At 63.3% G+C, this 26,637-nt stretch carries 25 protein-coding genes; 1 reads left to right on the top strand and 24 read right to left on the bottom strand.

All coding sequences use genetic code 11. From position 1 onward, the window contains the following. Positions 1 to 6: 6 nt before the first annotated feature. From PMI25_RS18350 to PMI25_RS18255, 20 genes are all read right to left on the bottom strand, one after another. Complete coding sequence (locus tag PMI25_RS18350; RefSeq protein ID WP_007967260.1) at positions 7 to 1,233, bottom strand: beta-ketoacyl-ACP synthase; 1,227 nt, start codon at positions 1,231 to 1,233, stop codon at positions 7 to 9. Then, a complete protein-coding gene (fabG, locus tag PMI25_RS18345) occupies positions 1,233 to 1,961 on the bottom strand; it encodes a 3-oxoacyl-ACP reductase FabG (protein WP_007967261.1) in 729 nt (242 codons plus the stop codon). The genes PMI25_RS18350 and fabG overlap by 1 nt, the downstream gene beginning before the upstream one ends. After that, a complete protein-coding gene (locus PMI25_RS18340; protein WP_007967263.1) occupies positions 1,954 to 2,418 on the bottom strand; it encodes a hotdog family protein in 465 nt (154 codons plus the stop codon). The genes fabG and PMI25_RS18340 overlap by 8 nt, the downstream gene beginning before the upstream one ends. Then, the gene (locus tag PMI25_RS18335) at positions 2,415 to 3,611 is read right to left on the bottom strand and encodes a beta-ketoacyl-[acyl-carrier-protein] synthase family protein (protein WP_007967265.1); all 1,197 of its coding nucleotides are present in this window, start codon (positions 3,609 to 3,611) and stop codon (positions 2,415 to 2,417) included. The genes PMI25_RS18340 and PMI25_RS18335 overlap by 4 nt, the downstream gene beginning before the upstream one ends. Continuing rightward, positions 3,608 to 4,204 carry a hypothetical protein gene (locus PMI25_RS18330; RefSeq protein ID WP_007967267.1) on the bottom strand — a complete coding sequence of 199 codons (597 nt, stop codon included), beginning with the start codon at positions 4,202 to 4,204 and terminating at the stop codon, positions 3,608 to 3,610. Before PMI25_RS18330 ends, PMI25_RS18335 begins: the two co-directional genes overlap by 4 nt. Continuing rightward, positions 4,204 to 4,929: a class I SAM-dependent methyltransferase gene (locus PMI25_RS18325; protein WP_007967270.1), complete on the bottom strand. Its 726-nt coding sequence runs from the start codon at positions 4,927 to 4,929 to the stop codon at positions 4,204 to 4,206. The genes PMI25_RS18330 and PMI25_RS18325 overlap by 1 nt, the downstream gene beginning before the upstream one ends. Beyond that, positions 4,926 to 6,173 (bottom strand): NAD(P)/FAD-dependent oxidoreductase, encoded by a 1,248-nt coding sequence (locus PMI25_RS18320; RefSeq protein WP_007967272.1) that lies wholly within the window; start codon positions 6,171 to 6,173, stop codon positions 4,926 to 4,928. The genes PMI25_RS18325 and PMI25_RS18320 overlap by 4 nt, the downstream gene beginning before the upstream one ends. Then, entirely contained in the window at positions 6,160 to 7,323 is a 1,164-nt protein-coding gene (locus tag PMI25_RS18315) for a hypothetical protein (RefSeq protein WP_007967274.1), read from the bottom strand. Before PMI25_RS18315 ends, PMI25_RS18320 begins: the two co-directional genes overlap by 14 nt. Beyond that, a complete protein-coding gene (locus PMI25_RS18310; protein WP_007967276.1) occupies positions 7,320 to 9,659 on the bottom strand; it encodes an MMPL family transporter in 2,340 nt (779 codons plus the stop codon). The genes PMI25_RS18315 and PMI25_RS18310 overlap by 4 nt, the downstream gene beginning before the upstream one ends. Beyond that, positions 9,643 to 10,245, bottom strand: a complete 603-nt coding sequence (locus tag PMI25_RS18305; protein WP_007967278.1) for an outer membrane lipoprotein carrier protein LolA — start codon at positions 10,243 to 10,245, stop codon at positions 9,643 to 9,645. Before PMI25_RS18305 ends, PMI25_RS18310 begins: the two co-directional genes overlap by 17 nt. Further along, the gene (locus PMI25_RS18300) at positions 10,242 to 10,667 is read right to left on the bottom strand and encodes an acyl-CoA thioesterase (RefSeq protein ID WP_007967279.1); all 426 of its coding nucleotides are present in this window, start codon (positions 10,665 to 10,667) and stop codon (positions 10,242 to 10,244) included. Before PMI25_RS18300 ends, PMI25_RS18305 begins: the two co-directional genes overlap by 4 nt. Continuing rightward, the gene (locus tag PMI25_RS18295) at positions 10,660 to 12,204 is read right to left on the bottom strand and encodes an HAL/PAL/TAL family ammonia-lyase (protein WP_007967280.1); all 1,545 of its coding nucleotides are present in this window, start codon (positions 12,202 to 12,204) and stop codon (positions 10,660 to 10,662) included. Before PMI25_RS18295 ends, PMI25_RS18300 begins: the two co-directional genes overlap by 8 nt. Beyond that, a complete protein-coding gene (locus PMI25_RS18290) occupies positions 12,185 to 13,132 on the bottom strand; it encodes an LpxL/LpxP family acyltransferase (RefSeq protein ID WP_007967281.1) in 948 nt (315 codons plus the stop codon). Before PMI25_RS18290 ends, PMI25_RS18295 begins: the two co-directional genes overlap by 20 nt. Next, on the bottom strand, positions 13,129 to 13,863 hold the full coding sequence (locus PMI25_RS18285) for a glycosyltransferase family 2 protein (RefSeq protein ID WP_007967283.1): 735 nt from the start codon (positions 13,861 to 13,863) through the stop codon (positions 13,129 to 13,131). Before PMI25_RS18285 ends, PMI25_RS18290 begins: the two co-directional genes overlap by 4 nt. A 128-nt stretch (positions 13,864 to 13,991) precedes the next feature. Beyond that, positions 13,992 to 15,671, bottom strand: coding sequence for an acyl-CoA synthetase family protein (locus tag PMI25_RS18280; RefSeq protein ID WP_007967284.1), 1,680 nt, complete (start codon positions 15,669 to 15,671; stop codon positions 13,992 to 13,994). Then, a complete protein-coding gene (locus PMI25_RS18275; RefSeq protein ID WP_007967286.1) occupies positions 15,668 to 16,213 on the bottom strand; it encodes a membrane protein in 546 nt (181 codons plus the stop codon). The genes PMI25_RS18280 and PMI25_RS18275 overlap by 4 nt, the downstream gene beginning before the upstream one ends. Then, on the bottom strand, positions 16,210 to 16,464 hold the full coding sequence (locus PMI25_RS18270; protein WP_003220947.1) for an acyl carrier protein: 255 nt from the start codon (positions 16,462 to 16,464) through the stop codon (positions 16,210 to 16,212). The genes PMI25_RS18275 and PMI25_RS18270 overlap by 4 nt, the downstream gene beginning before the upstream one ends. A gap of 9 nt (positions 16,465 to 16,473) precedes the next feature. Beyond that, on the bottom strand, positions 16,474 to 16,734 hold the full coding sequence (locus PMI25_RS18265; RefSeq protein ID WP_007967290.1) for a phosphopantetheine-binding protein: 261 nt from the start codon (positions 16,732 to 16,734) through the stop codon (positions 16,474 to 16,476). Then, positions 16,715 to 17,524: a lysophospholipid acyltransferase family protein gene (locus PMI25_RS18260; protein WP_007967292.1), complete on the bottom strand. Its 810-nt coding sequence runs from the start codon at positions 17,522 to 17,524 to the stop codon at positions 16,715 to 16,717. Before PMI25_RS18260 ends, PMI25_RS18265 begins: the two co-directional genes overlap by 20 nt. After that, complete coding sequence (locus PMI25_RS18255; RefSeq protein WP_007967294.1) at positions 17,500 to 18,219, bottom strand: beta-ketoacyl synthase chain length factor; 720 nt, start codon at positions 18,217 to 18,219, stop codon at positions 17,500 to 17,502. The genes PMI25_RS18260 and PMI25_RS18255 overlap by 25 nt, the downstream gene beginning before the upstream one ends. Before the next feature lie 361 nt (positions 18,220 to 18,580). On the opposite strand from PMI25_RS18255, the gene PMI25_RS18250 reads away from it, so the two are divergent. Beyond that, the gene (locus PMI25_RS18250) at positions 18,581 to 19,351 is read left to right on the top strand and encodes a ParA family protein (protein WP_007967296.1); all 771 of its coding nucleotides are present in this window, start codon (positions 18,581 to 18,583) and stop codon (positions 19,349 to 19,351) included. 95 nt (positions 19,352 to 19,446) lie between these two features. Here PMI25_RS18250 and trxC read toward each other — a convergent pair whose 3' ends face one another. The 4 genes from trxC to PMI25_RS18230 all read right to left on the bottom strand — a co-directional run bounded on the left by trxC (position 19,447) and on the right by PMI25_RS18230 (position 26,604). Next, positions 19,447 to 19,881, bottom strand: coding sequence for a thioredoxin TrxC (trxC, locus tag PMI25_RS18245; protein ID WP_007967298.1), 435 nt, complete (start codon positions 19,879 to 19,881; stop codon positions 19,447 to 19,449). Between the two features lie 80 nt (positions 19,882 to 19,961). Then, positions 19,962 to 21,425: a protein adenylyltransferase SelO gene (selO, locus tag PMI25_RS18240; protein WP_007967300.1), complete on the bottom strand. Its 1,464-nt coding sequence runs from the start codon at positions 21,423 to 21,425 to the stop codon at positions 19,962 to 19,964. Positions 21,426 to 21,473: 48 nt separating this feature from the next. Continuing rightward, complete coding sequence (mscK, locus tag PMI25_RS18235; protein WP_007967302.1) at positions 21,474 to 24,827, bottom strand: mechanosensitive channel MscK; 3,354 nt, start codon at positions 24,825 to 24,827, stop codon at positions 21,474 to 21,476. A gap of 34 nt (positions 24,828 to 24,861) precedes the next feature. Next, on the bottom strand, positions 24,862 to 26,604 hold the full coding sequence (locus PMI25_RS18230; RefSeq protein WP_007967303.1) for a potassium/proton antiporter: 1,743 nt from the start codon (positions 26,602 to 26,604) through the stop codon (positions 24,862 to 24,864). Positions 26,605 to 26,637: the final 33 nt, after the last annotated feature.

Below are 26,637 nucleotides of genomic sequence, written 5' to 3'. Positions count from 1 at the left end.
TTGCGGTCAGTGCCAGCGGCGGAAAATCAACGAGGTGTTGACGCCACCAAAAGCGAAATTGTTGTTCATCACGTACTCGTGATGCATCTGGCGGAATTCGCCGCGCAGGTAATCGAGCTTGCCGCAGTGCGGATCGACCTCGTCGAGGTTGAGCGTGTGCACATACAGGTCGCGATTGAGCATTTCGATGCTGAACCACGACTCCAGCGCGCCGCAGGCCCCCAGCGTGTGGCCGAGGAAACTCTTCTGCGAGCTGATCGGCATGTGTTCGCCGAACAGACTGCTGGTTGCCAGTGTTTCGGCAATGTCGCCCTGTTCTGTAGCGGTACCGTGACCATTGACGTAACCGATGGCGTCCGGCGCCAGCCCGGCGTCTTCCAGCGCCAGTTCCATGGCGCGGCGCATGGTGACCTGTTCCGGGCGGGTGGTGTGCTGGCCGTCGGCGTTGCTGCCGAAACCGACAATCTCCGCATGGATCCGCGCACCGCGTGCCAGCGCATGCTCCAGCTCTTCGAGCACCAGCATGCCGCCGCCTTCGCCGATCACCAGACCGTCGCGGCCTTTGTCGTACGGACGTGGGCTGGTCTGTGGCGCGTCGTTTTTCAGGCTGGTGGCGTACAGCGCGTCGAACACCATGGCTTCGGTCGGGCACAGCTCTTCGGCACCGCCGGCGAGCATCAGCGGCAGCCGCCCGAACTTGATCGCTTCATACGCGTAGCCGATGCCCTGACTACCACTGGTGCAGGCGCTGGACGTCGGGATCAGGCGTCCGGTGAGGCCGAAAAAAATGCTGATGTTGGCCGCGGTGGTGTGCGGCATCATCCGCACGTAGGAGTTGGCATTGAGGCCCTCGGCCACCGAGTTCAGCAGCATGTTGCCGAACGCCTTGATCTCGTCGGTGCTGCCGGTGGACGAGCCGCAGGCCACGCCCATGCGCCCGTCCTTGATGGTTTCGTCACCGAGCAGGCCGGCGTCAGCCAGCGCCTGTTCCGCCGCGCCCACCGCCAGCCGGGAGACCCGGCCCATGCTGCGCAGTTGTTTGCGGGTCCAGTGCGGCGGGACGACAAAGTCATCGATCGGCCCGGCGAGACGGGTGTTGAGTTCGCTGAAGCGGTCCCACTCGTCCATCCGGCGGATGCCGCTGCGGTTGGCCGCGAAGTTGCCGGCGATGGTCTGCCAGTCGCTGCCCAGCGAGGTGATGCCGGCCATGCCGGTGACGACGACGCGCTTCATCAGCACAAGCCTCCGTTGACCGCCAGGACCTGACGGGTGATGTACGAGGCTTCCGCCGACATCAGGAAATTCACCGCACCAGCGACCTCTTCCGGGGTGCCCATGCGTTGTGCGGGGATCATTTTCATCAGTTCTTCCACCGGCACGTTTTCATCCAGCATCGCCGTGTCGATCAGGCCCGGTGCGACGCAGTTAACCGTGATTTTGCGCTTGCCCAGTTCGATCGCCAACGCTTTCGCCGCGCCGATCACCCCGGCCTTGGAGGCGCTGTAGTTGACCTGACCCCGGTTGCCGATCAAACCCGACACCGAAGTGATGCAGACGATCCGACCGGCGGCGCGACGGCGGATCATCGGCATCATCACCGGGTGCAGGACGTTGTAGAAACCGTCGAGATTGGTGCGCAGCACCACGTCCCAATCGTCATCGCTCAGCGCGGGGAAGGCGCCGTCGCGGGTCAGCCCGGCGTTGAGTACCACGCCGTAATAGGCGCCGTGGGTTTCCACGTCGGCTTCGAGGATGGTTTTGCAGGCTTCGCGGTCGGCGACGTCGAATTGCAGGATGCGCGCGTTGCGGCCCAGCGCTTCGACTTCGGCTTTCACCGCTTGGGCTTCAGCCATGCCGCTGCGGCAGTGCAGGACGATGTCATGCCCGGCCTGCGCCAGACGCAAGGCAATGGCGCGGCCGATGCCACGGCTGGAGCCGGTGACCAGTACGGATTCAGTCATCGTTCGACTCCCGGTTTTGTTCAAGGTATTGGCTGGGCTGCGGCGGACGGAACACGTTCAAGCGTGCGCTGGCCTCGATGCCGGGCCCGTGGATGTGGCATTCGAACACGCCCATGCCGTTGTCGTCTTCCAGCGAGCGGATGCCGTGGATGGTCAGTTCGCTGCCGGCCGCAAACGCCTCGACGTTGCACTCGAATTTGCGCGTGCCGAGGAGGAAACCCAGCTCCACCGGATTGCCCTTCTGCCGCGCATGGCAACCGGCGAACGCGGCAACGCTTTGCGCCATCAACTCGACGCCGACCCACGCCGGCAGGCTGCCGTCAGGCAGGTTGAACAAGCCGTCGGGCTTGACCGTGAGGCGGGTGTGGATCTGCTCCTCGTCGAAGCTGAGGATGCGGTCGATCAGAATCATGTCGCCAGCGTGGGGCAGCAGTTCGGCGAGCGGCCAGTCGTTCATGGGGCGTCTCCGATAATCAGGCTGACGTTGTTGCCGCCGAAGGCAAACGAGTTGCTCATCAGGTAGCGGGGTGCAATGGACGACAGGCGTTCGCTCGCGGTCACCCACTTCAGCGCCGGCAAGTCGGGGTCGGGCCGGGCGTCCCAGACGTGTGGCGGCAAGGCGTGCTGCGGGTTGTCGGCGCTCAGGCTCAGCCAGCAGAACGCCGCTTCCAGCGCACCAGCCGCGCCGAGGGTGTGGCCAGTCATCGGCTTGGTCGACGAGCAGGCCACGCCGTTTGGGAACAACGTGGCGACCGCCAGACTTTCCATCGCGTCGTTATGCTGGGTCGCGGTGCCGTGCAGGTTCAGGTAGTTGATTTGTTCGGGTTGCAGCTGTGCGCGGTGCAAGGCTTTCTGCATCGCTTGCAGGGCGCCGCGGCCGCTCGGTTCCGGGGCGGAAATGTGGTGCGCGTCGGAGCTGGCGCCGCTGCCGAGCAGGGCGATGGCCGGGCTGTCGTCGCGCTGTTTGCTCATCAGAAACAGCACCGCCGCTTCGCCAATGTTGATGCCATTGCGGTTGGCCGAGAATGGATTGCAGCGCTCGTCGGACACCGCCTCCAGTGAGGTGAAACCGTTGAGCGTCAGCTTGCACAGGCTGTCGACGCCGCCGCACAGCACCGCGTCGCACAGGCCCAGATCAAGCAGACGCTGCGCGCTCATCAACGCCCGCGCACTGGACGTGCAGGCGGTGGAAATCACGTAGGCCGGGCCGCTGAGATGCAGCCAGTCGGCGAGAAAATTCGCCGGGGCGCCGAGTTCCTGTTGCCGATAGTCGTACTCGCCAGGGAACTGCTGCTCGCGAAGGTAGTGCGCCAGCCCTCGGCTGGCTTCGTCGATGCCCGAGGTGCTGGTGCCGAGCACCACGCCAATACGCTCGCGACCGTAGGTCTGAATCGCCCGGTCGATGTCCTCGCGAATCTGCAGCGCGGCTTCCAGCAGCAGTTGATTGTTGCGGCTGCTCTGCTCGGCCAGTTCCGCCGGAATCGCCGCCAGCTCACCGTGCACCGCCGCTACCGGCAACTCACGCCCGGCCACCCAGCCGGACTCGCGGCGCATGCCCGAGCAGTCACCGGCAAACAGGTTGTGCGCGACCTGGTGCTTGTCGCGGCCCAGCGCGCAGATCACGCCGAGGGCATTGAGGTAGGCAGTCATGGCGTTGGTTCACCGAGGGGAGAGACCCGATAGTGCGGGCCTTGGGGCAGATTCAATTGGAAACTCAACGGTTGTACATAACGGATCGTCCAGCGCGGCGCCAGCGTGCGTTGCTTGCCCTGCTGCTGCGCGGCGGGGTAATTGCGCGCCAGTTCGCCGGACGGGGTCAGGGCGAACAGCAACGCGGCAAACAGCTCCCGGGCTTCCGGGTTGGGCGGCAATAGCCCGTCGGCCTGCCAGCGACCGTCGATCAGTTGCTGACGCGCCTGGGGGATGCCCAGCGGGTCCATCATCGACCAGCGGATGCCAGGGCCTTCGCGCTGGATCACCAAAAGCCAGTCCTGACGCTGATCGGCCTGTTGGCGTTCGATGTGCAGTTGCAGCGGTAACGGCAGCGTCGGGTTGCTCGCGGGCAGCGGGGCCTGGCTGGCGCAGGCACTCAACAGAAGCATCATGCTGACCACAAAAAGTCGCCACACCGCGGACACTGTGGGAGCGAGCTTGCTCGCGAATGCAGTCTCACATTCAGCACTTCTGGTGCTTGATACACCGCTTTCGCGAGCAAGCTCGCTCCCACAGGTTATGTGCAACATCAGGAAACCTCTGCGAATGGCTTGCGGGCAACAACGTTGACTAACGTTTCCTCACGCTCGCCAAACGGCTTCGGCCTGCGCAACCCGAATCGTTCCAGCAGTCCAAAATCCTGCGACCGGCTCCACCACAAATACGGGTACGAGACATTGCGTTCGCCAAACTCGAAACCCTGCTGGCGAATCATCTCCAGGTATTGCGCCGCGCTCTTCTGCACATGCATCGGATGGCGGAACAGCCAGCGAATCACCCAGGTATCAATGTAAGCCTCGGTGGACTCGGCGAACAGCAGATAACCGCCCGGCTTCAGTACGCGGTAGAACTCGGCGAGGGCTTTTTCCTGTTCGACCAGATGATGAAAGGTCTGGTGGCAGAACAGCAGGTCGACACTGGCGTCCGCGACGTTGAGCGTCGCGCAGTCACTGCCGATCAGCTCCACATCGAAACCCTGGCGCGCCGCTTCTGCGGCGCTCAATTCAAGGCTGTGCGGATCTGCATCGACGCCGATCAAGCGTAGCGGGGCGAAGGTCTGACGCAGGTGGCGGAACGATTTGCCCTGACCGCAGCCGGCATCCAGCAGCACCGGATTGGCCGGCAGCGACTCGCTGAACAGCCCGCGCAAATCGTTGATCGCCACGCGCAACACATGGTGCTGCCAGGTGTGGCTGCGCAGGAACCAGAAACCGAAGCGGGTTTCCTCGACGTAGCTGTCGCTCAAGTAATTCATGGGGCGTCCTTTGCACAGAGTTCGGAAATCATCTTCAACCGGCGGCGCGCTTCGCTGACGAACGGATTGCGTTCATCCCAGGCGTAACCGGCGAGGATCGAGCAGATCATCCGGCGAATCTCCGCCTGACTGTCTTGGTAAAAAATCACGTCCTGAAAGGTGCCGGCGTACCAGCCCTCGACGTAGCAGCGGAAGGTATCGACGCCACGCTTGAGCGGCACGGCGAATTCGCGCTGCCAATCGACGGTCTCGCCCTGCAACTGCCGGTGCAGGACCGCCGCGGCCATGCTCGCCGAACGCATGGCGATGGTCACGCCCGAAGAGAACACCGGGTCGAGAAATTCTGCGGCGTTGCCAAGCAGGGCGAAGCCGGGGCCATGCAGGGTTTTCACATTGGCCGCATAACCGCCGAGGGTGCGCGCCGGGGTGTCCCACACCGCGTTGTTCAGCACGCCGGCGAGGCTCGGGGTTTCGCCGATGAAGCCGCGCAGGCAGGCGTCCAGATCGCTGTCGCGACCCTTGAAGTGTTCGGCGGCAGCCACCACGCCCACCGAGCAGCGACCGTTGCTGAACGGGATCGTCCAGAACCAGACGTCGCGGTGCTCGGGATGGGTGGTGACGAGGATTTTCTCGCGGTCGAAGGCCGGGTTGTCGATGTGATCTTCAACGTGGGTGAACACCGCCTGGCGCACCGGGAAATTCGATGGCGCTTCCAGCTCGAGCAGGCGCGACAGCACGCGTCCGTAACCGCTGGCATCCAGTACGAAATCCGCTTCGACGCGGTATTCGCTGCCATCCTCGCGCAGTACTTCTAGCAGTGGTTTGGCCCGCTCGAAATCGACGCGGACGATGGCGTCACCGTAGCGGATTTCGGCACCCTGCAATTCAGCCTGATCGGCCAGCAGCTTGTCGAAATCGGCGCGCTGCACCTGGAACGTGGTCGGTTTGCCTGCGGTGAAGGTGTCGCCGAAATCGAAGGCGCTGTAGCGCTCGCCCCAGGCGAACGCGGCACCGGTCTTGCGCTGGAAGCCGGCGGCGTTGACGGCTTCGAGCATGCCGGCTTCTTCGACGAAGTCCAGGCAATGGCTGAGCAGGCTTTCACCGATGGAAAAACGCGGAAAGTGCTGGCGCTCGAGCACCAGCACATCGTGGCCCTTGCGCGTGAGCAGCGCAGCGGCGATGGCGCCGGACGGGCCGGCACCGATGATCACTACCTGACGACGTTGCATTTCAACGGTTGGCACGTGAACTCCCGGGCGCAGTGGCGGTGGTTTTCAGGGGCGCGCGGTGCAGGCCGATCAGGGCCGGCAACAGCGTCGCGATCAGGCCCATCAGCATCAGCGCGAAGTACAGCGCCGGGCTGATCAGCTGTTGTTGCAGCAGCAGGTTGAGAAAGACGATTTCACTCAGCCCGCGAATGTTCAGCAGCACGCTTTCACGCCAGCGGCTGGCGCCTTCGAACGACGCACCGGCCCAGCCCAGCCCAAGCCAGTTGCCGAGCAGTTTACTGGCGATCGGCAACAGCAGCAGCGCCGCCCATTGCACCGCGCCGAGACTGGCGAGGGCGCTGTGCACGTCAATCTGCACGATACCGAAGGTGAGGATCAGCGGGATCGCGATCCATGTCTGCAAACGGCTCATCCACCGCGCCGGCAATGGCAGCACCAGCGGCACTTTCAGCAAGGCCATGCACAGCAGATAACCGATGCCGAAAATCAGCGCGTTGAGTTTGTAGTGCTCGGCCAGCACCAGCAGCGCAAAGAAACCGAGGCTGTAGGTCAGCGGTCGACGCACGCGCAGCAGACTCAACAGCAGCGGCACGCAGGCCAGTCCCAGCGGCAACAACAGGCTGCTCAAATGCAGACTGCCCTGAGCGAGACCGAACAGCGTCCAGCAGGTCAGGTCGATGAGGATGGCGGTCTGCACCAGACGCCGGGTGGCGGCGGGCGGGTAGTCGATGTGACGCAAATACAGATACAGCACCGGAATCGCCGTGATCGCGAACACCAGCCCAATGGCCAGCGAGTTCAGCCACGGCTGCGCCGGCAGCAGCCAGCAGGCGACGGCCAGTCCGCAGGCAAATGGCACGGCAAAACTCGGCACGGCGATTTTCACGCTCTGACGATCCAGCCGCAGGTCGATCACATCGCTGAGAATGTGCCCGAGCAACAGCGCGAAACTCAGGCTGTAGAGGTCTTTCAGCCACACCGGCGCAATCAGTTGAGCACCGCTGAGCTGCCAGCCCGGTTCGATCCAGAAATACATCAGCAGCGGCAAACCGAAGCTGGCCAGCAGCAACTGGCTGACGATCGGGATCAGGCCGAAATGCCGACCGATACGGGTCGCCACAGCGAACAGCGCTAGGGCCATCAGCCAGAAGCTGACGACCGTCACGCTGCCGGCTCCACGACGGCGGCGCGGTGGACGTGACGTCCGGCCCACGGCGCCAGAATGAAACTGAAGGCCAGCCCGAGGCTTACCGCCAGGCCGAAATTGCTCACCGCCGGCGTGCTCGACACTGCCAGCAGACCGAACGATAGCCAGGTCGTCAGCGCCGCCAGCAAGGTGCCCAGCAGGCTGACAGCCGCACCGCCGACCTGCTCACGCATGAGGATCGCGTAATCGACGCTGATCGCCGTCACCAGCAGCAGGCCGAACAGGCTGAACAGGGTCAGCGGCTGACCGAGCCAACCGAGACTGGCCAGGCTGCACAGCGCCGCCAGCAGCGGCAGGGCGACGATGCGCAAGGCGCCGCCGAAGCCGAACGGCACGGTCAGCACCAGCACAATCAACACGCAGGAGGCGAGTTTCAGTTCGGCGGCGCTGATTTGGGTCGCGGCGAACACATTGTTCAATTCGCCGAGACGATCCACCAGCATCACCCCCGGCAAGTCCAGCGCCTGAACCCGCAGCAGTGACGGATTGTTCAGCCCTTGCAGGCTGGTCATCGCCGCGACGCCGTCAGCGGTCGGGCCAAGCCACAATGTGCGGTAAGGCTCGCCCAAAGGCCCGGCCAGTGCCGCGTCGATGTCTTCGGCGGGCAGGCTCTGCAATTGCTGCAACTCGGTTTGCAGCGCCGCGAGCGGTACGCCGAGGTCGAGCAATGGCTGCCAGTATTGCGGCAGTTTACTCAGCGCTTCGCGCACTTGCTGTTGCTGGCTCGGTGGGCTGAGCAGTTGGTCGAGGGCCAGATAGCCTTGCAGTTTGTCGAGGTTGACCAGTTGCTGCAGACGTTCGCTTAGTGCGGCCTGACGCTCCAGCAGTTGCTGCTGATTGGCGCCGCGCACGAGGAAGAACTGGCTGGTCGGCTGATAGCTGGTGATGCGTGCGATGGTTTGCGCTTCATCGGTCAGGCGTTGTGGTGCACCGACCCACTGGCGGATGTCGTTCTTGCTTTGCAGCTGCACCAGACCGCCGGCGCAGAAGGCGATCAGCAGCGCCAGCAGCACCGGGGTGCGCACGTGTTCGAGCAGCGTTTCGCGCAGTTGCACCAGACGCTCGGCCAGACGCAGCGGCCATTGCGCCGGTTGCAGTTCAACGTTTTTCAGCAGGGCCGGCAGCAGGCACACCGCCGACAGGTAAGCACCGAGCAGGCCGGCAGCGGAGAACACCGCGATTTGCGTCAGCGCCGGGAAGGGCGTCCAGGCCAGCGCCAGATAACCGATGGCGCTGGTGATCAGGCTCAGCGTCAGTCCGGAGAGGGTCAGGCGCAGCGCCGGCCAGCTGCGCCACGGCTTGAGGCTCCAGCTTTTCGACAGATAGTGCAGCGGGTAATCCACCGCCACACCGATCAGGCTGGAACCGAGCACCAGCGTCATCACGTGCATGTGGCCGAACAGCGCCACGCAGGCCACCGCGCCGAACAGCATGCCCACCAGCACCGGCACGAACGCCAGCAGCACCCGCCAGCGGCGAAATGCCAACAGCAGCAGCAACAGAATCCCGAGGGTGGCGCCGCCGCCGACCCAGGTCATTTCGCGGGTGGCTTGTTGCTGGCCGTTGGCGGCGTACAGCAGACCGCTGGCAGCCAGCAGTTGCACGTCAGATTTCGCCGCTTGCTCGCGACTGTGCTGCAGCAGATCGGCGACTTTCAGCGGCAGGTTCATGTCAAAGGCATTGCCGGTGGTGCGCGCGCGCAGCAGCACCCAGCGCTTGCCGTCGGCATCGGCGACCAGTGCGCCGCTGCCGATGTCCAGTTGCACCGCGCCGTGTTTCGGCTGGCTGTTCTGGATGCGTCCGGTCAGGCCCAGCCAGTCGTCCTGGCTCGGCACCAGAGTGAAGCCGTTGAACGGGTCGAACAGCGCCTGCACCCGTTGTTGAATGAACGCATCGGGATGCTCGGTCAACAGTTGCCGATCGTCCGCCGAGAGCATCGCCAGTCGCCCTTGCAGCAATTGCGAGCACAACGCCGGCAGATCCGCCTGCAGGTTCCACTGGACCTTTTCGAACAGCCCGCTGGCTTGCCATTGCTCGCCGAGGGTTTGCGCCATGGCCACCGCTTGCTGGCGATCAGCGTGGCCGACCAGCACCAGCATTTCCCGATTGAGCGGCTCCTGCATGCGCTGTTCGGCGCGCAGTTCGAGGGCGTCAGGGTTGGTTCCGGGCACCAGTTCCATGAGGTTGGCCGACAGCGGCGCACCGTCGCGCCACTGCCACCCGGCCAGCGCGATGACCGCCAGCAGCAGGATCAGGAACAGCCACGGCAGCCTGCGTTCACTCGGCAAAGTCATGTTGCTCCGCTTCGCTCAACGGCTGGCTTGCAGTGCTGTCCTGCATGCGCAGCACAGTGCTGTCGCCCTGGGTTTCCAGCAGTTCGATGGTCTGCACCAGTTCACCGCCGTCGATTTTGATCTGATTGAACACTTGCTTGAGCAGTACCGAGCGCGGGGTCAGGGTCAGTTTCCACTGCTGTGCATCGCCGCTCAGGGCCAGTTCGAAATCCCGTTGCAAGCCGCTGCTGTCGCCTTGCAGCACGGCGAGGAACAAGCGGTTCTGTTCGGCCCCGGCGCTCTTGTTCGGCAGCAATTGCCAAGCGTTGCCGTCACGACGGGCGATGCCGTTGGCGGTGATGCGGTAATCCTGTTGCAACGGGGTCTTGAGCAGCCAGAGCAGGCCGTGATTTTTCGCCAGGACGAAGTTGCCCTTGCTGATCAACGGCTGGGGCAGGGCGCGCAGGTGTTTTTCCTGGATGAACTGGCCGTGGATCACGTCCGGTTTCGCCAGTTGTTCGCTGAGCTGTTGCAGATCGAAGGCGTTGGCCAGCGTCGACACGGCGAGCAGCGCCATCGCGCCAAGGCATTTGCAGAACAGGTTCATCGCAGCATCCTTTCCACCGCATCGGTGAACACTGTGGGTGAGGCCAGTTGCATCTCGCGGCTGCTGATCTCGACCGCCACCTGCACCGAGCTGGCACGGGTCAGGCGTTCGCCGGTCTGCAGGTCGGTGATCAGATAATTGATCTTCAAGCGGTTCTCCCACTCCACCAGACTGGCGCGTACGTTCAAGCGCTGGCCGAACACCGCGCCGCGCACATAACGCAGTTGCAGGTCGATGATCGGCCACGCGTAACCGGACTCGGACATCTGCGTGTAGTTGTGGCCGATCTGGTCGAGCAGCGAGCAGCGCGCCACTTCCAGGTATTTGACGTAATGCCCGTGCCAGACCACGTGCATGGTGTCGACGTCGAAAAACGGTACGAGGATTTCCGTGTCGGCGTGCAGCACTCCGGCGCTACGCATGCAGCCTCCAGTGTTGCTCGGCGATACGTTGCAGACACAGGCGCAATTCGCCTTCCAGTGCACGGTCTTCGATGACCGGCGGGAAGTCCCTGGCCAGCTCTTCGTGCATGGCGGCCAGCGAAGGTGGCAGCGCGCGTGCGTCTTCATCGCGACCGCGCAGCCAGACGCCCTGATTGGCTGCGAGCAACGTGGCGGCGGCGACTTGCTCGGTCAGTTCCAGCACGCGGATCGCGTCACGGGCGGCGATGGTGCCCATGCTCACCTTGTCCTGGTTGTGGCACTCGGTGGAGCGCGAGAAAACGCTGGCCGGCATGGTGTTTTTCAGCGCCTCGGCAGTCCAGGCGCTGGCGCCGATCTGCACAGCCTTGAAACCGTGGTTGAGCATGGCGCGATCCGCCGGGGCGCCGGACAGATTGCTCGGCAAACCATGGTTGTAGCGCTCGTCGACCAGCAGCGCGAGCTGCCGGTCGAGCAGGTCGGCGACGTTGGCCACCAGATTTTTCAGGCTGTCCATGGCGAACGCGATGTGCCCGCCGTAGAAGTGCCCGCCGTGCAGCACGCGCTCGGCTTCGGCGTCGATGATCGGGTTGTCGTTGGCGCTGTTGAGTTCGGTCTCGATGAACGAGCGCAGCCAGTTCAGGCTGTCGGCCAGCACCCCGAGCACGTGCGGGGCGCAGCGCAGCGAGTAGCGATCCTGCAGACGATGCAGCGGCGCGGTCGGGGCGTCGATCGCCAGATCCTTGCGCAGCCACGCGGCGACTTGCATCTGCCCCGGATGCGGTTTGGCGGCGAACAGGCGCTCGTCGAAGTGTTCCGGATTGCCTTGCAGCGCGACCACGTTGAGCGCGGTGATGCGCGTGGCCAGTTGCAGCAGATAATCGGCGCGGGCGAAGGCCAGGCACGCAAGGCCGGTCATCACCGCCGTACCGTTCATCAAGGCCAGCGCTTCTTTCGGGCGCAGCACCAGCGGCGTCCAGCCCAGTTCGCGATGCACATCGGCAGCCTGGCGACGCTCGCCACGAAACAGCACTTCGCGCTCGCCGGACAGGGTCGCGGCGACGTAGGACAGCGGCGTCAGATCACCGCTGGCGCCGACCGAACCTTCTTCGGGGATCAGCGGCAGGATGTCATGTTCGAGGAAGGCGTGCAGGCGCTCCAGCAGTTCGATGCGCACCCCGGACACGCCGTGGCACAGCGACTGCAAACGCGCCGCCAGCACCGCGCGGGTGGCTTGCGGGTCGAGCAGTTTGCCGAGGCCGCAGCCGTGGAAGGTGTAGAGATGACGCGGCAGTGCCTCGACGTGATGCAGCGGCACCGCGACCACGCAGGAGTCGCCGTAACCGGTGGTCACGCCATAGATCACGCCTTCCTTGTCCAGCAACGAATCGAGAAACCGTGCGCCTTTGGCGATGCGTTCGCGATAGGCGTCGTCGCTCTGCAACTGCACGGGCGCCTGACGGTTGGCCAGGGCCAGCACGTCTTCGATGCGCAAAGGGCGTTCGCCGAAGGTTACCGGCTCATGGGTTGGCGTCGTCATCGGTCTTCCAGAAAGGGTAAAAGTTGAACCATTGGTGCGGGGCTTCGAGGCAATAGTGACTCAGGCGCTGCGCATAGCGGGTGGCCCACTGATGAATGACCTGCTCGCGCTCGCGGCGTGTCCAGGTCACGCTGTCGGCGAACGGCTCGAGGGTCAGGCGATAATGGCCGTCCGGTTGTTTCAGGCACATCAGCAGATTGACCGGACATTTGAGCAAACCGGCCAGCAACCACGGGCCTTGCGGAAACGCTGCCGGGTGGCCGAGAAAATCGACGCTGACGCTGCGCCCGCCGTGTAGTGGCACGCGATCGCCAGCAATCGCCAACCACTCGCCGCGCTCCAGGCGTTCGTGCAGTTGCAGCATGATCACCGGGTCCAGTTCGCTGACCTGAATCAGGCGCAGATTGGTCGCCCCGGCCTCGCCCAGCAAACGGTTGAATTGCTCGGCGTGCTTGGTGTGCACCAACACGTTCATGGTGACCTTTTCGCCAATCTCCGCCAGCGCCCGGCACACCTCGAGGTTGCCCAGGTGCGCGCCGACCAGCAGTTGCCCGCGACTGCCGCGCAACTGATTGCGCAGCAATGCCGGGTCGATGATTTCGATCTGCTCGATGCGCAGCTTGCCGTTCCACACGTCGAGCTTGTCGAGCAGCGAATCGGCGAACGCCATGAACTGGCGAAACACCCGCCAGTAACTTGGGCGCAATTCGGCGCGGTTGCTCCAGTCGGCCAGCCGTTGCTGGTATTGCCAGGCACTGTTGCGCGCGGTGCGGCCGAACAGGAAGAAGTACAGGACGATGCCGTACAGCAGCGGACTGAGCAGGCGTCGGCCAAGCACCTTGGCGGCGAACGCGGTGAATTTCATCAGCAGGAAGCTGCCGCGCTCTTCGCGGTCGGCCCAGTGCTTCTTGTCGGTCTCGACGCTCATGCTCGCCACCGGCGCCAGAGGATGACGGGCAGGCGCAGCAGCATGCCGAAGAACAACCGGGTGTGCATGCTGGAAATCAGCGCGTTGTCGTGGAACAGGCGGAAGTGTGAGACGCCGTCCAGCGGGTAATGCACGCTGGTCTGCAGCCAGCGCATCGGCTGGTTGCGCCACGCCAGACGCACGAGGATGTCCGAGTCGAAATCCATGCGCTTGCCGACCCGCGCCGAGTCGATCACCGCCAGCGTCGGGGCCAGCGGATAGACGCGAAAACCGCACATCGAATCGCGGATCTGCAGCGACAGCGTGTTGATCCAGACCATCACATGGGTCAGATAACGTGCGTACAAGCGGCCCTTGGGCACGCTCTCGTCGAACAGCGGATAACCGCAGATCATCGCATCCGGGTGGGTGCGGGATTCCTCGACGAAACGGGCGACGTCGTGCAGGTCGTGCTGGCCGTCGGCGTCAACCTGCAGGGCATGGGTGAAACCCAGGCGCGCTGCTTCGCGCAGCCCGGTCATCACCGCGCCGCCCTTGCCCTGATTGAGGGTCAGACGCACCAGATGCACGCTTTCGCGTTCGGCCAGCGCATCCAGCACTCGCGCGCAGGACGGGGTGCTGGCGTCATCCACCAGAATGCACGGCAGGCCTTGGGCGAGCAGCGCGTCGACCACGGTGCCGATCGCGGTTTCATGGTTGTAGACCGGAATTACCGCGCAAGGGTTATGCATGATTCACGCACCCATTGTGGCGAGGGAGCTTGCTCCCGCTGGGCTGCGAAGCGGCCCCAAATCCAGTCGACATAAAATTGCTGGCGAGCGCTTCGCACTCGAGCGGGAGCAAGCTCCCTCGCCACAGGTTATGCATCGGCGGCTCCTAGCAGGATTCGCCCGCTGGAGCAGGTCGCGGTGTCGTTACGGTAGGCGAAATACAGTTTGCCGCGCTCGGGATCGAAACGCAGGTGCAGCTGGATTTCATCGCCGGGGCGCACCAGTTGCTGGAATTTCAGCACTTCCATACCGGCGAATTTGCCGGGCAGATCCAGCAGTTGTCGGCCGAGGTTCAGTGCCCATTCGACCTGCACCACGCCGGGCAGCACCGGGGCCTTGGGGAAGTGGCCGCTGAAATAGGCCAAGTCCGGTGGAACACTCAATTGCAGGCTCCACTCGCCGTCGGTTTCGACTTGCTCCAGCACTTCCGGGGCTTTCGGCCGTGGCGCCAGCAGCAGGGCTTCGATGTCGGCCTGCGGCAGCTTGCCCTGGCTGTTCAGCGGCAGTTGCCGCACCAGACGCCAGCGCCGAGGCAAGGCCAGGGCTTCGCAATGCTCGCTCAGATGTTTGCGCAGCGCTTCGGTCAGGCTGCGGCGGCCGTGTTCGCGCAAGGCGAACAGACCTTGCTCACTGAGCACCAGCAGCGCCCCGAGCATTGCGCGGTTTTCCTGGACCACGCCCAACCGTGCCTCGGTGACCCAGGCGTGGGCGACCAGCGCCTGCTCCAGCATCGGCAGTGAGATGCGCTTCTCTTCGAGTTTGACGATGCGGTCCAGCCGCCCGAGCAATTCAAAGCGGCCGTCGGCGGCGATGCGTGCGGCGTCGGCGGTGTGTTCGACATGCCCGGCCGGCAGGTAGGGCGAGGCGATCAGCAGGGCGCCGTCGCGGTCCTGACTCAGTTCAACCCCAGCGAAGGGCTGCCACAGGCTGTCGCCCTGACGCCAGGCGATGCCGCCGGTTTCCGAGCTGCCAAGGATTTCCGTCGGCCACTGCTGCAGGCGTTGCTGCAGGCTCTGCGCCGCCTCTGTCGGCAATGCGCCGCCGGAAGAAAACACCCGACGCACGGCGCTCAGGGCCGGCCAGTCGAGGTTGTCGCCCATGCGTTTGAGCAGGGCGGGGCTGCCGACCCAGGCGAAGGCCGGATGTTCGCGGCTGGCGCGTTGCAGATCTTCCGGGAACGCCAGTTGCTTGCGCACGAACGGCCGTCCGGCGCACAGCGGCCACAGCACCCGGAACAACAAACCGTAGATGTGTTGGGTGGCGACGCTGCCGATGATCCACGCCTCACCCAGATCCGCGCCCCACAGTTGCTCCAGGGCTTCGACCTCGTTAGCCAGTTGGCGCAGGGTCTTGTCGATACGCTTGGGCTCGCCGCTGGAGCCGGAGGTGCACAGGCTCAGGCGGCACTGCTCGAGATCCAGTTCAGCGCCGGGCAGGGCCGGCTGCAGCAGATCGTTCAAGTGAACATCCGCGCTGTGATCGGTCAGCCATAGATCGACTTCATTCGACCAGCGCTGGCGGGTCTGCGCTTGCAGGTCCGAGGGCAACAGCACACTGACACCGGCGCGCCAGGCACCGAGCAGGGCGATGGCGAGGTCGGCGGCATCTTCCAGATGCACCGCCATGCGCTGCACGCCGCGTGCCTGCAGGCCGGCGGCAACGCTCAGCGCCTGCTCGCGCAGTTGCGTGTGGTCGAGCGCCGGGGCGGCGCTGATCGCCCGCTCCGGCAGGGCCTTGAGCAACAGTTGCTCAAGTTTTATCCAGTTCATTTACGGCCTCTTACCCGTTGTCGTATCAGCCATTCAATGGCAAACATCAGGCCGATCAATCCGTAGGAGATCAGGCCGGTGTACAACATCCACCAATGCAGCGGCGCCCACAGGGTCAGGAGCGCGGCGCACAAACCGTTGCAGAAGAAAAACACGCTCCAGGCCACGGTGACCTGACGGGTGTAGCGGATCGCTTCGGGCGGCAAGTGCGGCTCGCGCAATCGCGCCAGACGCTCGACCATCGGTGGCCCGTATTTCAGGCTCAGGCTGAACAGCACCAGCATGAAGCCGCTGATCAGCACCGGATACCAGCGCAGCAACAGCGGACTGTCGAACAGCGCCAGCAGCAGGCAGAACACGATCGCCACGCAGGCCATCCAGCGGCTGCCGGGTTTGCGTTCGCCGGTCAGCGCGCGCGCCAGCCACAGCCCGCCCAGCAGCAGTCCGAACTGCCACGGGGCGAAGTGCTCCATGCCGAAATACACCGCAAAGGGATACAGCAGCCCCGCCAACAGCAGGCCGAGGCCGATCAATCGGCTCATGCGGCCGGTTGAACCAGACGGTAGACCGCCTCGACCACGTCACCGACGGTGCGCACCGATTTGAATTCTTCGGCGGCGATTTTCTTGCCGGTCTGGCGTTTGATGTGATCGATCAGGTCGACCGCGTCGATGCTGTCGATCTCCAGATCCTGATACAGGTTGGACTCCAGGCTGATCCGCGCCGGATCCAGTTCGAACAGCTCGACCAAGGCATCGCGCAGGGTGTTGAAAATGTCGTCACGAGTTTGCATGGTCCGGTCTCAAGCTGCCTGTTTTGCCGTGACGAACGCCGCAAGGCTCGCCACATTGGTGAAGTGGTTACGGGTGTCTTTGGCGTCGGCGTCGATCTTGATGCCGTACTTTTTCTGGATCGCCAGACCCAGCTCCAGTGCGTCGACGGAGTCCAGGCCCAGGCCTTCGCCAAACAGCGTCTGCTCATCGCCGATGTCGTCGACGCTGATGTCTTCGAGGCCCAGGGCGTCGATGATCAGCAGTTTTATTTCACGGTGCAGATCGCTCATCTTCGGCGAGCTCCTTGATGTAGTAAGAGTGCAAATAATCATTGAGCTTGCGCGAGGCCTGCGGTGCCGGGCCTTGCGTGGCGAAAGTCTGTGGATCTATATCGGCCCCGACACGGAAACTGAAGTGCACGCGACGGCGGGGGATGCGATACCAGGGTTCGGCCTTGGTCAGGGTAGTCGGACTGACCTTGATAACCACTGGTGTAAGGATTTTCGCACCACGCAGGGCAATCGCCGCAGCCCCCCGATGAAAGGCTGGCGCCTGACCGGGTTGAGTGCGCGTGCCCTCGGGGAAGATGATCAGGGTCTGGCCGTTTTGCAGGCACTCGGCGGCGGCATCGAGCATGTCCATGCTGCCGTCGTTGCTGATGTATTCGGTGCTGCGCAGCGGGCCGCGGGTGAAGGGGTTTTCCCACAGGCTTTTCTTCACCACGCAATTGGCCTGGCGCACCAGGCCGATCAGGAACACCACGTCGATCAGCGACGGGTGGTTGGCGATGATCATCTGCCCTGGACGCCCGAGGCGTTCGGCCCCTTGAATGTCGTAAGTCAGCACGCCGGTACGGGCCATGAATCGCACGAAAAACCAGAACAGCCGACTGACGGTCTGCCGCGCGCGCTGACGATGCCTGAGCGCGTCACCCGGCAGACAGCCGAGCAGCGGAAATACCAGCAGCCGCAGGCACAACCCGCCCAAGCCGAACAGGGTGAAACTGGCGGCGGTGGCCAGCAAGCGCCAGTAATAGGCGTCGCGGTTCTTCTCGGTCACGGGTTGCGTTGCCAGGTCCATACACGATTTTTCCAGGCATGTTGGCAATGGGTTTGCTGGCCGAGCAGGGCGCGCAACAGATTCAGCGCGTGGGGCCAGTGCGCTTTGGACACTGCTTCCTGGCCGCTGTTCAGGGTCAGCCGCCAGTCGGTACCGGGGGTGAGCAGCAGACCCAGCGCATAAGGGAACGGCACGTCATCGACCCACTGCGAATAGGCCTCGGGCGGCTGTTCTTCGGTGATGATCAGCAACACCGCCGGCGCGCCTTCGTCGAGCAGGGCGGCGGCTTCGAGGATGCCGTGTTCCAGGCCATCGCCTGCGGCCGCCAGGGCCGTCATTTCGCTGGTTTCGCCGCGCATGATCGACCACAGACCGATGATCGCGTTGTGCACCGACAGGCTGAACTGGGTCGGCGACAACGGCTCGTCCTTGGCCAGATCACTGAGGATCTCGAAGGTGCGCGGGGTTTCGCCGTGTCGTGAAACAAACACCAGCGGCAGGTTCTCCCGTCCGTCGGCCAGCGGCCAGCCGACACTGAACGCCATCCGCGCCAGACGGCTGAGTCGTCGGCGCTGCATGGCTGGCAGAAACGACACATCGGGCGCGGCATCGCTGCTCGGGAGCACGACCGGTTGTCGGCTCCAGGCCTGCCACGCGTCCACGCTGTCGAGCCCCGGGGCCCACGCGCGCCATTGGGCGATGTTGAAGTTGATCACGGATGTTCATCCCGCCCCTGCGGGCTTTTATGACGCTTTGAGTCGCCAAAGCCGCGGCTGACTTGACGTGGCGCTGGGCGCCGGGTGGCGCGCATTATCCCGGTGCGACGAGTGTGTAGCAAATGTTGGTTACGTTTTGCGCAACGAAATGTACTGAGTGGTTCGCGAAAAAACTGTCAATTGGCCATTATCCAGATCGTGCGGGATTCGTCTGTCGGGCATATCAGCGCACTCGGAAGGTTTTTGCTCGCTGTGCCCGCTGATTTTTGCGTCTGACTCTGTAGTCCGCGTCGTTGAAGGTAGCGAAGCGCACGCGCAGGCAACTACACTCGGTCATTCTTTGATACACGGAGGTTTTGTCATGCGGCGCGTGGTGTTCAATCAGAAAGGTGGCGTGGGCAAATCCAGCATTGCCTGCAATCTGGCAGCGGTGAGTGCCAGCGAGGGCTATCGCACGCTGTTGGTCGACCTCGATGCCCAGGCCAACTCCACTCAGTACCTGACGGGGCTCACCGGCGATGACATACCGATGGGCATTGCCGACTTCTTCAAGCAAACCTTGTCATCAGGGCCGTTCTCGAAGAAAAACCAGGCCGACATCTACGAAACCCCGTTCGACAACCTGCACATCATCACCGCTACCGCTGAGCTGGCCGACCTGCAGCCCAAGCTTGAGGCCAAGCACAAGATCAACAAGCTGCGCAAATTGCTCGATGAGCTGGATGGCGAATACGACCGGATTTATCTCGACACCCCTCCCGCGCTGAACTTTTACGCAGTATCGGCACTGATTGCCGCTGATCGTGTGCTGATTCCCTTCGATTGCGACAGCTTCTCGCGTCAGGCGCTGTACGGCCTGCTGGCGGAGATCGGAGAGTTGAAGGAGGACCACAACGAAGGTCTGGAAGTCGAAGGCATCGTGGTCAACCAGTTCCAGGCCCGGGCCAGCCTGCCGCAGCAGATCCTCGATGAGCTGATTGCCGAGGGCTTGCCAGTGCTGCCGGTGTACCTGAACAGCTCGGTGCGCATGCGTGAGTCGCACCAGGCCAGCACCCCGCTGATCCACCTCGACCCTCGGCACAAGCTGACGCAGCAGTTCGTTGAGCTGCACAACCTGCTCGAAGACCACTGATTTTCCTGTGGGAGCGAGCCGCTCGCGAAGAGGCCAGCACGTTCAACATCTCTGTTGACTGAACGGGTGCTTTCGCGAGCAGGCTCCCTGAAGTGTCAGATGCCCTGGCTACGCAGCCACGCCATCAACTGTGGCAACGGAAACGCCCCGCTCTGGCGCGCCACTTCCCGCCCGTTCTTGAACAGAATCAGGCTCGGAATCGAACGGATCCCCAACTGCGCCGACAACTGCTGATTGGCCTCACTGTCGAGCTTGGCCAACCGGCACTTGCCCGCCAACTGCGCTGCCGCCTGCTCGAACACTGGCGCAAACGACTTGCACGGCCCACACCAGTCCGCCCACACATCCACCAATAGCGGCAGATCGCCCTTGATCTGGCTGGCGTAATCGCCTTGCTTGAGTTCGAACGGCTTGCTCAACAGCACCGCGGATTTGCAGCGCCCGCATTTTGGCTGGTCGGCGAGGCGTTCGGCGGGGATGCGGTTGAGGCCGTTGCAGGCGGGGCAGGGGATGAGGAGTGGAGTGGTCATGACGGGCTCGGTTTAAGTTGATATCTCGTACGACTGATCTGGAGTCGTACGAGGCGTTTATCAAGGTTGAATCCGGAGCCTCAAGACGAACAACTGATCTCCAGATGCTTGCCCCACTCCGGCGGCCGCTCGGCATAACCTTCCATCCCCGGCTGCTCGTCGAACGGTTTGCTTAGCACCGCATGCAGCCGGCGCACCTCGGAGTAGTCGCCTTGTTCGGCGGCGTCGATGGCTTTTTGCGCCAGGTAGTTGCGCAGGATGTACAGCGGATTGACCGCGTGCATCCGTGTGCGGCGTTGTTCCTGATCGCTGTCACCATCGCGGGCAACCCGCGCCACGTAGCGCTCGCCCCAGGCATCGAAGCCTTTGATGTCGACGAAGTCATCGCGCAAGCGGGCTACAGCCTGTTCTGCTGACTCTTCGCCGAGATGGCGGAAGAACAGCGTGTAGTCGACGCCGCTGTTCTGCATCAGTTGCAGCAGGTCTTCGAGCAGTTTCTGGTCGTCATCCTCGGCGGTGATGAAGCCGAGGCGGCGGCGCATCAGGTCCAGGTAATGCGCCTGAAACAGCGGCAGGTACAGGCCGAGGGTTTCGCGCAGGGCTTCGACGCTGATGAACGGCGTCAGGGCCTGGGCCAGTGCGCTGAGGTTCCACTGGCCGATCGGCACCTGATTGCTGAATGAGTAGCGGCCCTGATCATCGGAATGGTTGCAGATGAAGTTGGCGTCGAAATCGTCTAGGAAGGCGAACGGGCCGAAGTCGAAGGTGATGCCGAGGATCGACATGTTGTCGGTGTTCATCACCCCGTGGCAGAAACCGTAGGCCTGCCACTTGGCGATCAGTTCCGCATTGCGCTCGACGATCTCGCGGAACATCGCCAGATACGGCTCTGGCTGCTCCAGGCATTCGGGGAAGTGCATCGCCAATACGTGTTCGCCGAGCTGTTTCTGCTGCTCGGGACGCTTGGTGTAGTAGAAGTATTCGAAGTGGCCGAAGCGGATGTGGCTCGGTGCCAGACGCAACACCATCGCCGCGCGTTCCTGCTTTTCGCGCCACACCGGGGTGTCGGAGCCAATCACGCAGGCGGCCCGGGAAGACGGGATGTTCAGCGCGTGCAGCGCCTCGGAGGCGAGGAATTCGCGGATCGACGAACGCAACACCGCGCGGCCGTCACCCATGCGCGAAAACGGCGTCTGCCCGGCGCCCTTCAGATGCAGGTCCCAGTGTTCGCCGGCGTTGTTGTAGACCTCGCCGAGCAGCAACCCGCGACCATCGCCCAGTTGCGGCGTGTAGCCGCCGAACTGATGCCCGGAATAGACCATCGCCCGTGGTTCGGCATCGGCCCACAACTTGTGGCCGCCGAACAGTTCAGCGAATTCCTGAGTCTCAGCGGTTGCCGGATCAAGGTCGAGCAAGGCCAGGGCCGCCGGGCTGGCGACGACCAGACGCGGGTTGTCGATCGGCTCGGGCAGCACGTGGGCGGAGAACGCATCGCCCAGGCGGGCGAAGCGATTGTCGAAGGTCAGTTCGTCGAGGGCTTTCAAGGGCCGGCTCCAGCAGAATGTCCGAGCATTCTGCTGGGATCAGACCGGTTAGTCGAGTTTGGCCGGCGGCGGCTCTTGCAGCGGCTTTTGCTCGGCGCCGATCGGTACGATGGTTTTGTTCTCGTCCTCGATCGGCACCAACTTGTATTCCTGACCGTGGAGGTTCTTCAGGTACACCTCCATCTGCCGGAACGAGATGTTGATGTGCTGCTTCTTGAACTCGCGGTTGATGAAGCGGTTCACTTCGTCGATCACCGGGTTACGGTCGCCGAGGTCACGCACGTGCATGCGCAGTTCGTGGTCGAGGGTGCTTTCGCCGAAGTTGAGGAAGTACACGTGCGGCTCGGGCTCTTTGAGCACGCGCGGGTTTTCCCGGGCAGCCTTGAGCAGCAGTTCCTTGACCAGATCCAGATCCGAGCCGTAATCCACGCCCAGCTTCAAGGTGACGCGGGTGATGGTGTCGGTCAGCGACCAGTTGATCAGTTGCCCGGTGATGAACGTCTTGTTCGGGACAATGATGTCCTTGCGGTCGAAGTCGGTGATGGTCGTGGCGCGGATGCGGATCTTGCTCACCGTGCCCGACAGGTTGCCGATGGTGATGGTGTCGCCGATCCGCACCGGACGTTCGAACAGGATCATGATGCCGGAGATGAAGTTGGCGAAGATCTCCTGCATACCGAAACCGAGGCCCACCGACAGCGCCGCCACCAGCCACTGCAACTTGTCCCAGCTGACGCCGAGGGTCGACAGGGCCGAGACGAAACCGACGCCGGCGATCACGTACGACAGCAGCGTGGTGGTCGCGTAGGCGCTGCCCTGGGCCAGATTGAGTTTCGACAGCACGAACACTTCGAGCAGACCCGGCAGGTTGCGGGCCAGGGCGAAGGTGATGCCGATGATGATCAGCGCGCCGAGCATGTCGCCGATGCTGATCGGCACCATGCTCATGTTGGCGCCAGTGCCGCTGGTGTATTCGTAGAGGGTAATGTTGTCGAGGTACGAGAACACCGAAATCAGGTCGGCCCAGACCCAGTACAGCGCGGCGATGAAGCCGCCGAGCAGGGCCAGACGGATCAGGCGCAGGGACTGTTCGTTGACCTTTTCGATATCCAGCGTCGGCTCTTCGATCACCGCTTCGCCGTCGCCGGCCTCTTTGGCCGCCTGACGCTTGGCCAGGGCGCGCTGGTAGGCCAGACGCCGTGCGGCGACCGCCAGGCCTCGAACGAAGGTGGCTTCGATCACCAGCCAGAACATCAGCAGGTACAGGGTGTTGATCAACCGGTCGCTGAGTTTCAGTGCGGTGTAGTAGTAGCCGAAGCACACCGCGACGAACAGGGCGATCGGCAGCAGGGTGAACATCACGCCCACGGCCTTGCGGAACAGCGAGGTGTTTTCGTGGGCCGGGCTGCTGATCAGCAGGCGGCTGAGCAGCCATGCCATCAGCGCGTAGCAGGTCAATACCACCGGCATGCCGAGCACGTCGTCGGCCAGCGCCGCCGGTTGCAGCTCGGCGACGGCCACCACGGTCACCAGCGCCATCACCACCAGCCCGAGGCGACGGATCCAGCCCTGCAGGAACTCGACCTGCGGTTTGTCCCAGCGGAAATGCAGCTCGGCCACGCCGCCCGGCGAGAGAATCCGGTAAGCGGTGTAGAACACCAGCCACGCCTGACCCATTTGCAGCAACGCCGCGCCCATGTTGGCGTTTTGCCCGCGGGCGTCGATCTGCAGGGCCAGACCGCACAGCGCCAGGCCGAGGGCGACCGGCATTGCCAGCAGAATATTGATCAGGATCGCCTGCGGCGTATGCCACTGGCTGTCACGCTTGAAGTGCCCGATGTCCTGGTGAACCTTGTTCAGTCGCGCGTACAGCGCTTTGCGTCGCCACAGTAGAGCGCCGATCAACAGGGCCAGCGGCAGGAACAGCAGCGGACGCTGGGTCAGACCGTCGGTCAGCTCGCTCAGGCTTGAGGCCAGCGGCAGGGTGTCGATCTGGCGCTTGAGCCGCTCCGGCACGCCGCGAATCCATTCAGCGTCCAGTGGCTTGTTGCTGGGGATCCAGAACATCTGCTCGTCAAGCGTCGCACGCAGGCTTTGTGCGGTGCTCAGCAGTTGTTTCTGGTTGAGCTGCAGGGTGATCGATTCGTTGAGCACCGCGCTCAGTTCGCGGTTCAGACGCTCCAGCAGGTCGGCGCGGGTGTTGGCCAGTTCCATCAGGCTCTTGCGCAGTTGCGGGGTGACTTGTTCCGGCGGCTGGGTGGAGAGCAGGTTGTCGACGTAGGTCGCCGGATTGCTCAGGAGTTCGCGCTGCTGGCTGACTTCGAACTGATACAGGCGAATATCGGCGATCTGGTCCGCCAGATCGCGGTCGACCTTGAGTCGCGGCAGCGCCTGTTTCTGCTTATAGAGAATCTTCGACAGCAGCAGGCTGCCCTTGAGCACGTTGATCTGCTCGTCGAGGGCCGAGTCGCTTTGGGTCAGGCTGTCGAGTTGCTGTTTGGTCTGCAGGTTCTGCTGGGTGACTTCGTTGAGGCGGTCGGTGCTTTTGAGCAGGTAGTCGGAGAGCTTGAGGTTGGCTGCACTTTCGGTGGCGAGCAGGCTGCTGCCGCCGGCCTTCTGTGCCTCGATCGACTGCTGAGTGACAGTTTCCTGAGATTGCGCCAGACGCTTCTGGTTGATCAGGGTCTGCAGTTCCTGGATCTCGCGATCGAGACGGTCGGATTTCTCCGAGAGCAGGTCGTGCTGACTGTTGCCCAAATCCTGCAATTGGCTGTTGCCCGCCAGTTCCTGACGGCGCAGCGGAATCAGCGCGTTCAGCGCAGCGAGCTCGGCGTTCAACTGGTCGCGCTGCTCGGCGCTGACGGTCTTGCCCGCGTCCTTGCCGGATTTGAGGATGTTGTTGATCTGCTGGATGCGCGTCTGGCTGGCAGAGATTTCTGCCTGTGCACGCTCGGGACGGGTCTGGGCAGTGATGATCAGGCTGTTGGCATCGGCCAGGGCTTTCTGCAGATCGCTTTGCTGGGTCGAGCGATCCGTGAGGATCTGCTCCAGTTGCTGGATCGACTCTTTGCTGAAGCGCTGCGCCACCGGTACCACCGCCGTGGCCTTGAGGCGTGCCAGTTCGCGGGTGTTCTCGATGGTCTGCCGCGGGGCGGAAGCCAGTTGCTGCTTGAGGTCGATCAGCTTCTGGTCGTAATCACGCCGGCTGTTGAGCTGATTGAGCGTGTTTTGCAGGACCGTTTGCAGGCTCTTTTTATCGGCATCCGGCAGTTTGCTGTCGGCCAGTTTGTCGAGGCTGGCCTGCACGGCTTCGCTGGACGGCGGTTCAGCTGCATACAGCGGGCTGACGGAAAGACTCAGGCCCAGCAGGGCCGCAAACAAGAAAGAGCGCAGGGTAGGCATAGAGACCGGTCGAGCAAGTGAGAGTGGACGCAGTTTAGAGGAAGAGACCGGGACCCGGGCGACTTCCTTCGGGGAATCTGACGCCCACTTTGCCGATCTTGTTCCCGTCCATGACCGCGACCGTCCAGTGGGTGTTGTTCCACTCCACCTGGTCGCCAACGATCGGTGCACCCCCGACCTTGTGGGCAATGAACGCACCCAGGGTCATGTCCGGATCGATGCCCTCGGCCGGTAACCCGTAAAGCGCTGCAACCGCTTTAAGCTGGGCGTCTCCTTCGAGCACGAAGTCACCGAAGAAGCGCAGGTCGAGGCCGCGTTGTGGCGCCTGGCTGAACAGTTTGCCGAGCGCCGGCAAGTTGTGTTCATGGCCGATAACACACAGCAAATCATCGACTTCCAGCACCGTACTACCCGACGGATGGAGCAGTTGCTGGCCACGAAACAGTGCTGCGATGCGCGTGCCTTCAGGCATTTTCAAATCACGCAGCGGTGAACCGATGCACCATTTCTCGGCGCCGAGCTTGTAAACGAACAGCTCCCACTCGCTGGTGATGTGCACTTCCAGTGCTGAACGGGAAATCGGCGCCGGCTCCGGCGGTACCGTCACCTTCAACAGTTTGGCCACCCACGGCAGGCTCGTGCCTTGCACCAGCAGCGACACCAGTACGATGAAGAACGCGAGGTTGAAGTACAGCTGCGCATTCGGCAACCCGGCCATCAGCGGGAACACCGCGAGAATGATCGGTACCGCGCCGCGCAACCCGACCCAGGAAATAAACGCTTTCTCGCGGCCGTGGAACGCCTTGAACGGCAGAAGGCCGACCAGTACCGACAGCGGCCGGGCGAACAGAATCATCCATAGCGCCAGACCCAGCGCCGGCAGGGCGATCGGCAGCAAGTCGTGCGGGGTGACCAGCAGCCCCAGCACGAGGAACATGCCGATCTGCGCCAGCCATGCCATGCCGTCGAGCATGTGCAGGATGCCGTGACGGCTGCGCACCGGGCGGTTGCCGATCACCAGGCCGCACAGGTACACCGCGAGGAAGCCGCTGCCGTGCAGGGCGTTGGTCAGGGCGAACACCACCAGACCGCCGGCGATCACCAGAATCGGGTACAGGCCGGTGGCGAGGTTGATCCGGTTGACCAGTTGCAGCATCAGCCAGCCACCGCCCAGACCGATCACGCCACCGATACCGAATTCGCGGATCAGGTGGGTCAACAGGCTCCAGTGCAGGCCGGTCTGGCCGCTGGCGAGCATGTCGATCAGGGTCACCGTGAGGAACACCGCCATCGGGTCGTTGCTGCCGGATTCGATTTCCAGGCTGGCGGTCACCCGTTCGTTGAGGCCCTTGCCGCCGAGCAGCGAGAACACCGCAGCAGCGTCCGTGGAGCCGACGATGGCGCCGATCAGCAGGCCCTGAATCAGGTTCAGGTCGAACAGCCACGCCGCGGCCATGCCGGTCAGCCCGGTGGTGATCAACACCCCGACGGTTGCCAGCGACAGCGCCGGCCACAAGGCCACGCGGAAACTCGAAACCCGGGTACGCAAGCCACCGTCGAGGAGGATCACCGCCAGTGCGAGGTTGCCGACCAGATAGGCCGTCGGGTAGTTATCGAAAATAATCCCGCCGCCATCGACCCCGGCGGTCATGCCGACCGCGAGAATGATCACCAGAATGGGGATGCCGAGACGGGAGGAAAGTGAGCTGACAAGAATGCTCGCACCTACCAGCAACGCGCCGATCAAGAACAGGCTGTTGATGGTCGTCGCATTCAAAGGCAGTACTCCAGAAGCGTAAAGACGGGCACA

The organism is Pseudomonas sp. GM30 (assembly GCF_000282275.2).
Lineage (GTDB): Bacteria > Pseudomonadota > Gammaproteobacteria > Pseudomonadales > Pseudomonadaceae > Aquipseudomonas.
This window is presented reverse-complemented; position numbering and strand designations above follow the sequence as displayed.

Bases quoted from the DNA above. Each gene is read 5' to 3' on its own strand.
- PMI25_RS18290 (WP_007967281.1), bottom strand. From the start codon at position 13,132: ATGAGCGTCGAGACCGACAAGAAGCACTGGGCCGACCGCGAAGAGCGC.
- PMI25_RS18270 (WP_003220947.1), bottom strand. From the start codon at position 16,464: ATGCAAACTCGTGACGACATTTTCAACACCCTGCGCGATGCCTTGGTC.
- PMI25_RS18295 (WP_007967280.1), bottom strand. From the start codon at position 12,204: ATGACGACGCCAACCCATGAGCCGGTAACCTTCGGCGAACGCCCTTTG.
- PMI25_RS18350 (WP_007967260.1), bottom strand. From the start codon at position 1,233: ATGAAGCGCGTCGTCGTCACCGGCATGGCCGGCATCACCTCGCTGGGC.
- PMI25_RS18260 (WP_007967292.1), bottom strand. From the start codon at position 17,524: ATGGACCTGGCAACGCAACCCGTGACCGAGAAGAACCGCGACGCCTAT.
- PMI25_RS18275 (WP_007967286.1), bottom strand. From the start codon at position 16,213: ATGAGCCGATTGATCGGCCTCGGCCTGCTGTTGGCGGGGCTGCTGTAT.
- PMI25_RS18305 (WP_007967278.1), bottom strand. From the start codon at position 10,245: ATGAACCTGTTCTGCAAATGCCTTGGCGCGATGGCGCTGCTCGCCGTG.
- PMI25_RS18325 (WP_007967270.1), bottom strand. From the start codon at position 4,929: ATGAATTACTTGAGCGACAGCTACGTCGAGGAAACCCGCTTCGGTTTC.
- PMI25_RS18250 (WP_007967296.1), top strand. From the start codon at position 18,581: ATGCGGCGCGTGGTGTTCAATCAGAAAGGTGGCGTGGGCAAATCCAGC.
- PMI25_RS18300 (WP_007967279.1), bottom strand. From the start codon at position 10,667: ATGCGTAGCGCCGGAGTGCTGCACGCCGACACGGAAATCCTCGTACCG.
- PMI25_RS18330 (WP_007967267.1), bottom strand. From the start codon at position 4,204: ATGTTGCACATAACCTGTGGGAGCGAGCTTGCTCGCGAAAGCGGTGTA.
- fabG (WP_007967261.1), bottom strand. From the start codon at position 1,961: ATGACTGAATCCGTACTGGTCACCGGCTCCAGCCGTGGCATCGGCCGC.
- PMI25_RS18310 (WP_007967276.1), bottom strand. From the start codon at position 9,659: ATGACTTTGCCGAGTGAACGCAGGCTGCCGTGGCTGTTCCTGATCCTG.
- PMI25_RS18265 (WP_007967290.1), bottom strand. From the start codon at position 16,734: ATGAGCGATCTGCACCGTGAAATAAAACTGCTGATCATCGACGCCCTG.
- PMI25_RS18340 (WP_007967263.1), bottom strand. From the start codon at position 2,418: ATGAACGACTGGCCGCTCGCCGAACTGCTGCCCCACGCTGGCGACATG.
- mscK (WP_007967302.1), bottom strand. From the start codon at position 24,827: ATGCCTACCCTGCGCTCTTTCTTGTTTGCGGCCCTGCTGGGCCTGAGT.
- PMI25_RS18280 (WP_007967284.1), bottom strand. From the start codon at position 15,671: ATGAACTGGATAAAACTTGAGCAACTGTTGCTCAAGGCCCTGCCGGAG.
- PMI25_RS18285 (WP_007967283.1), bottom strand. From the start codon at position 13,863: ATGCATAACCCTTGCGCGGTAATTCCGGTCTACAACCATGAAACCGCG.
- trxC (WP_007967298.1), bottom strand. From the start codon at position 19,881: ATGACCACTCCACTCCTCATCCCCTGCCCCGCCTGCAACGGCCTCAAC.
- PMI25_RS18335 (WP_007967265.1), bottom strand. From the start codon at position 3,611: ATGACTGCCTACCTCAATGCCCTCGGCGTGATCTGCGCGCTGGGCCGC.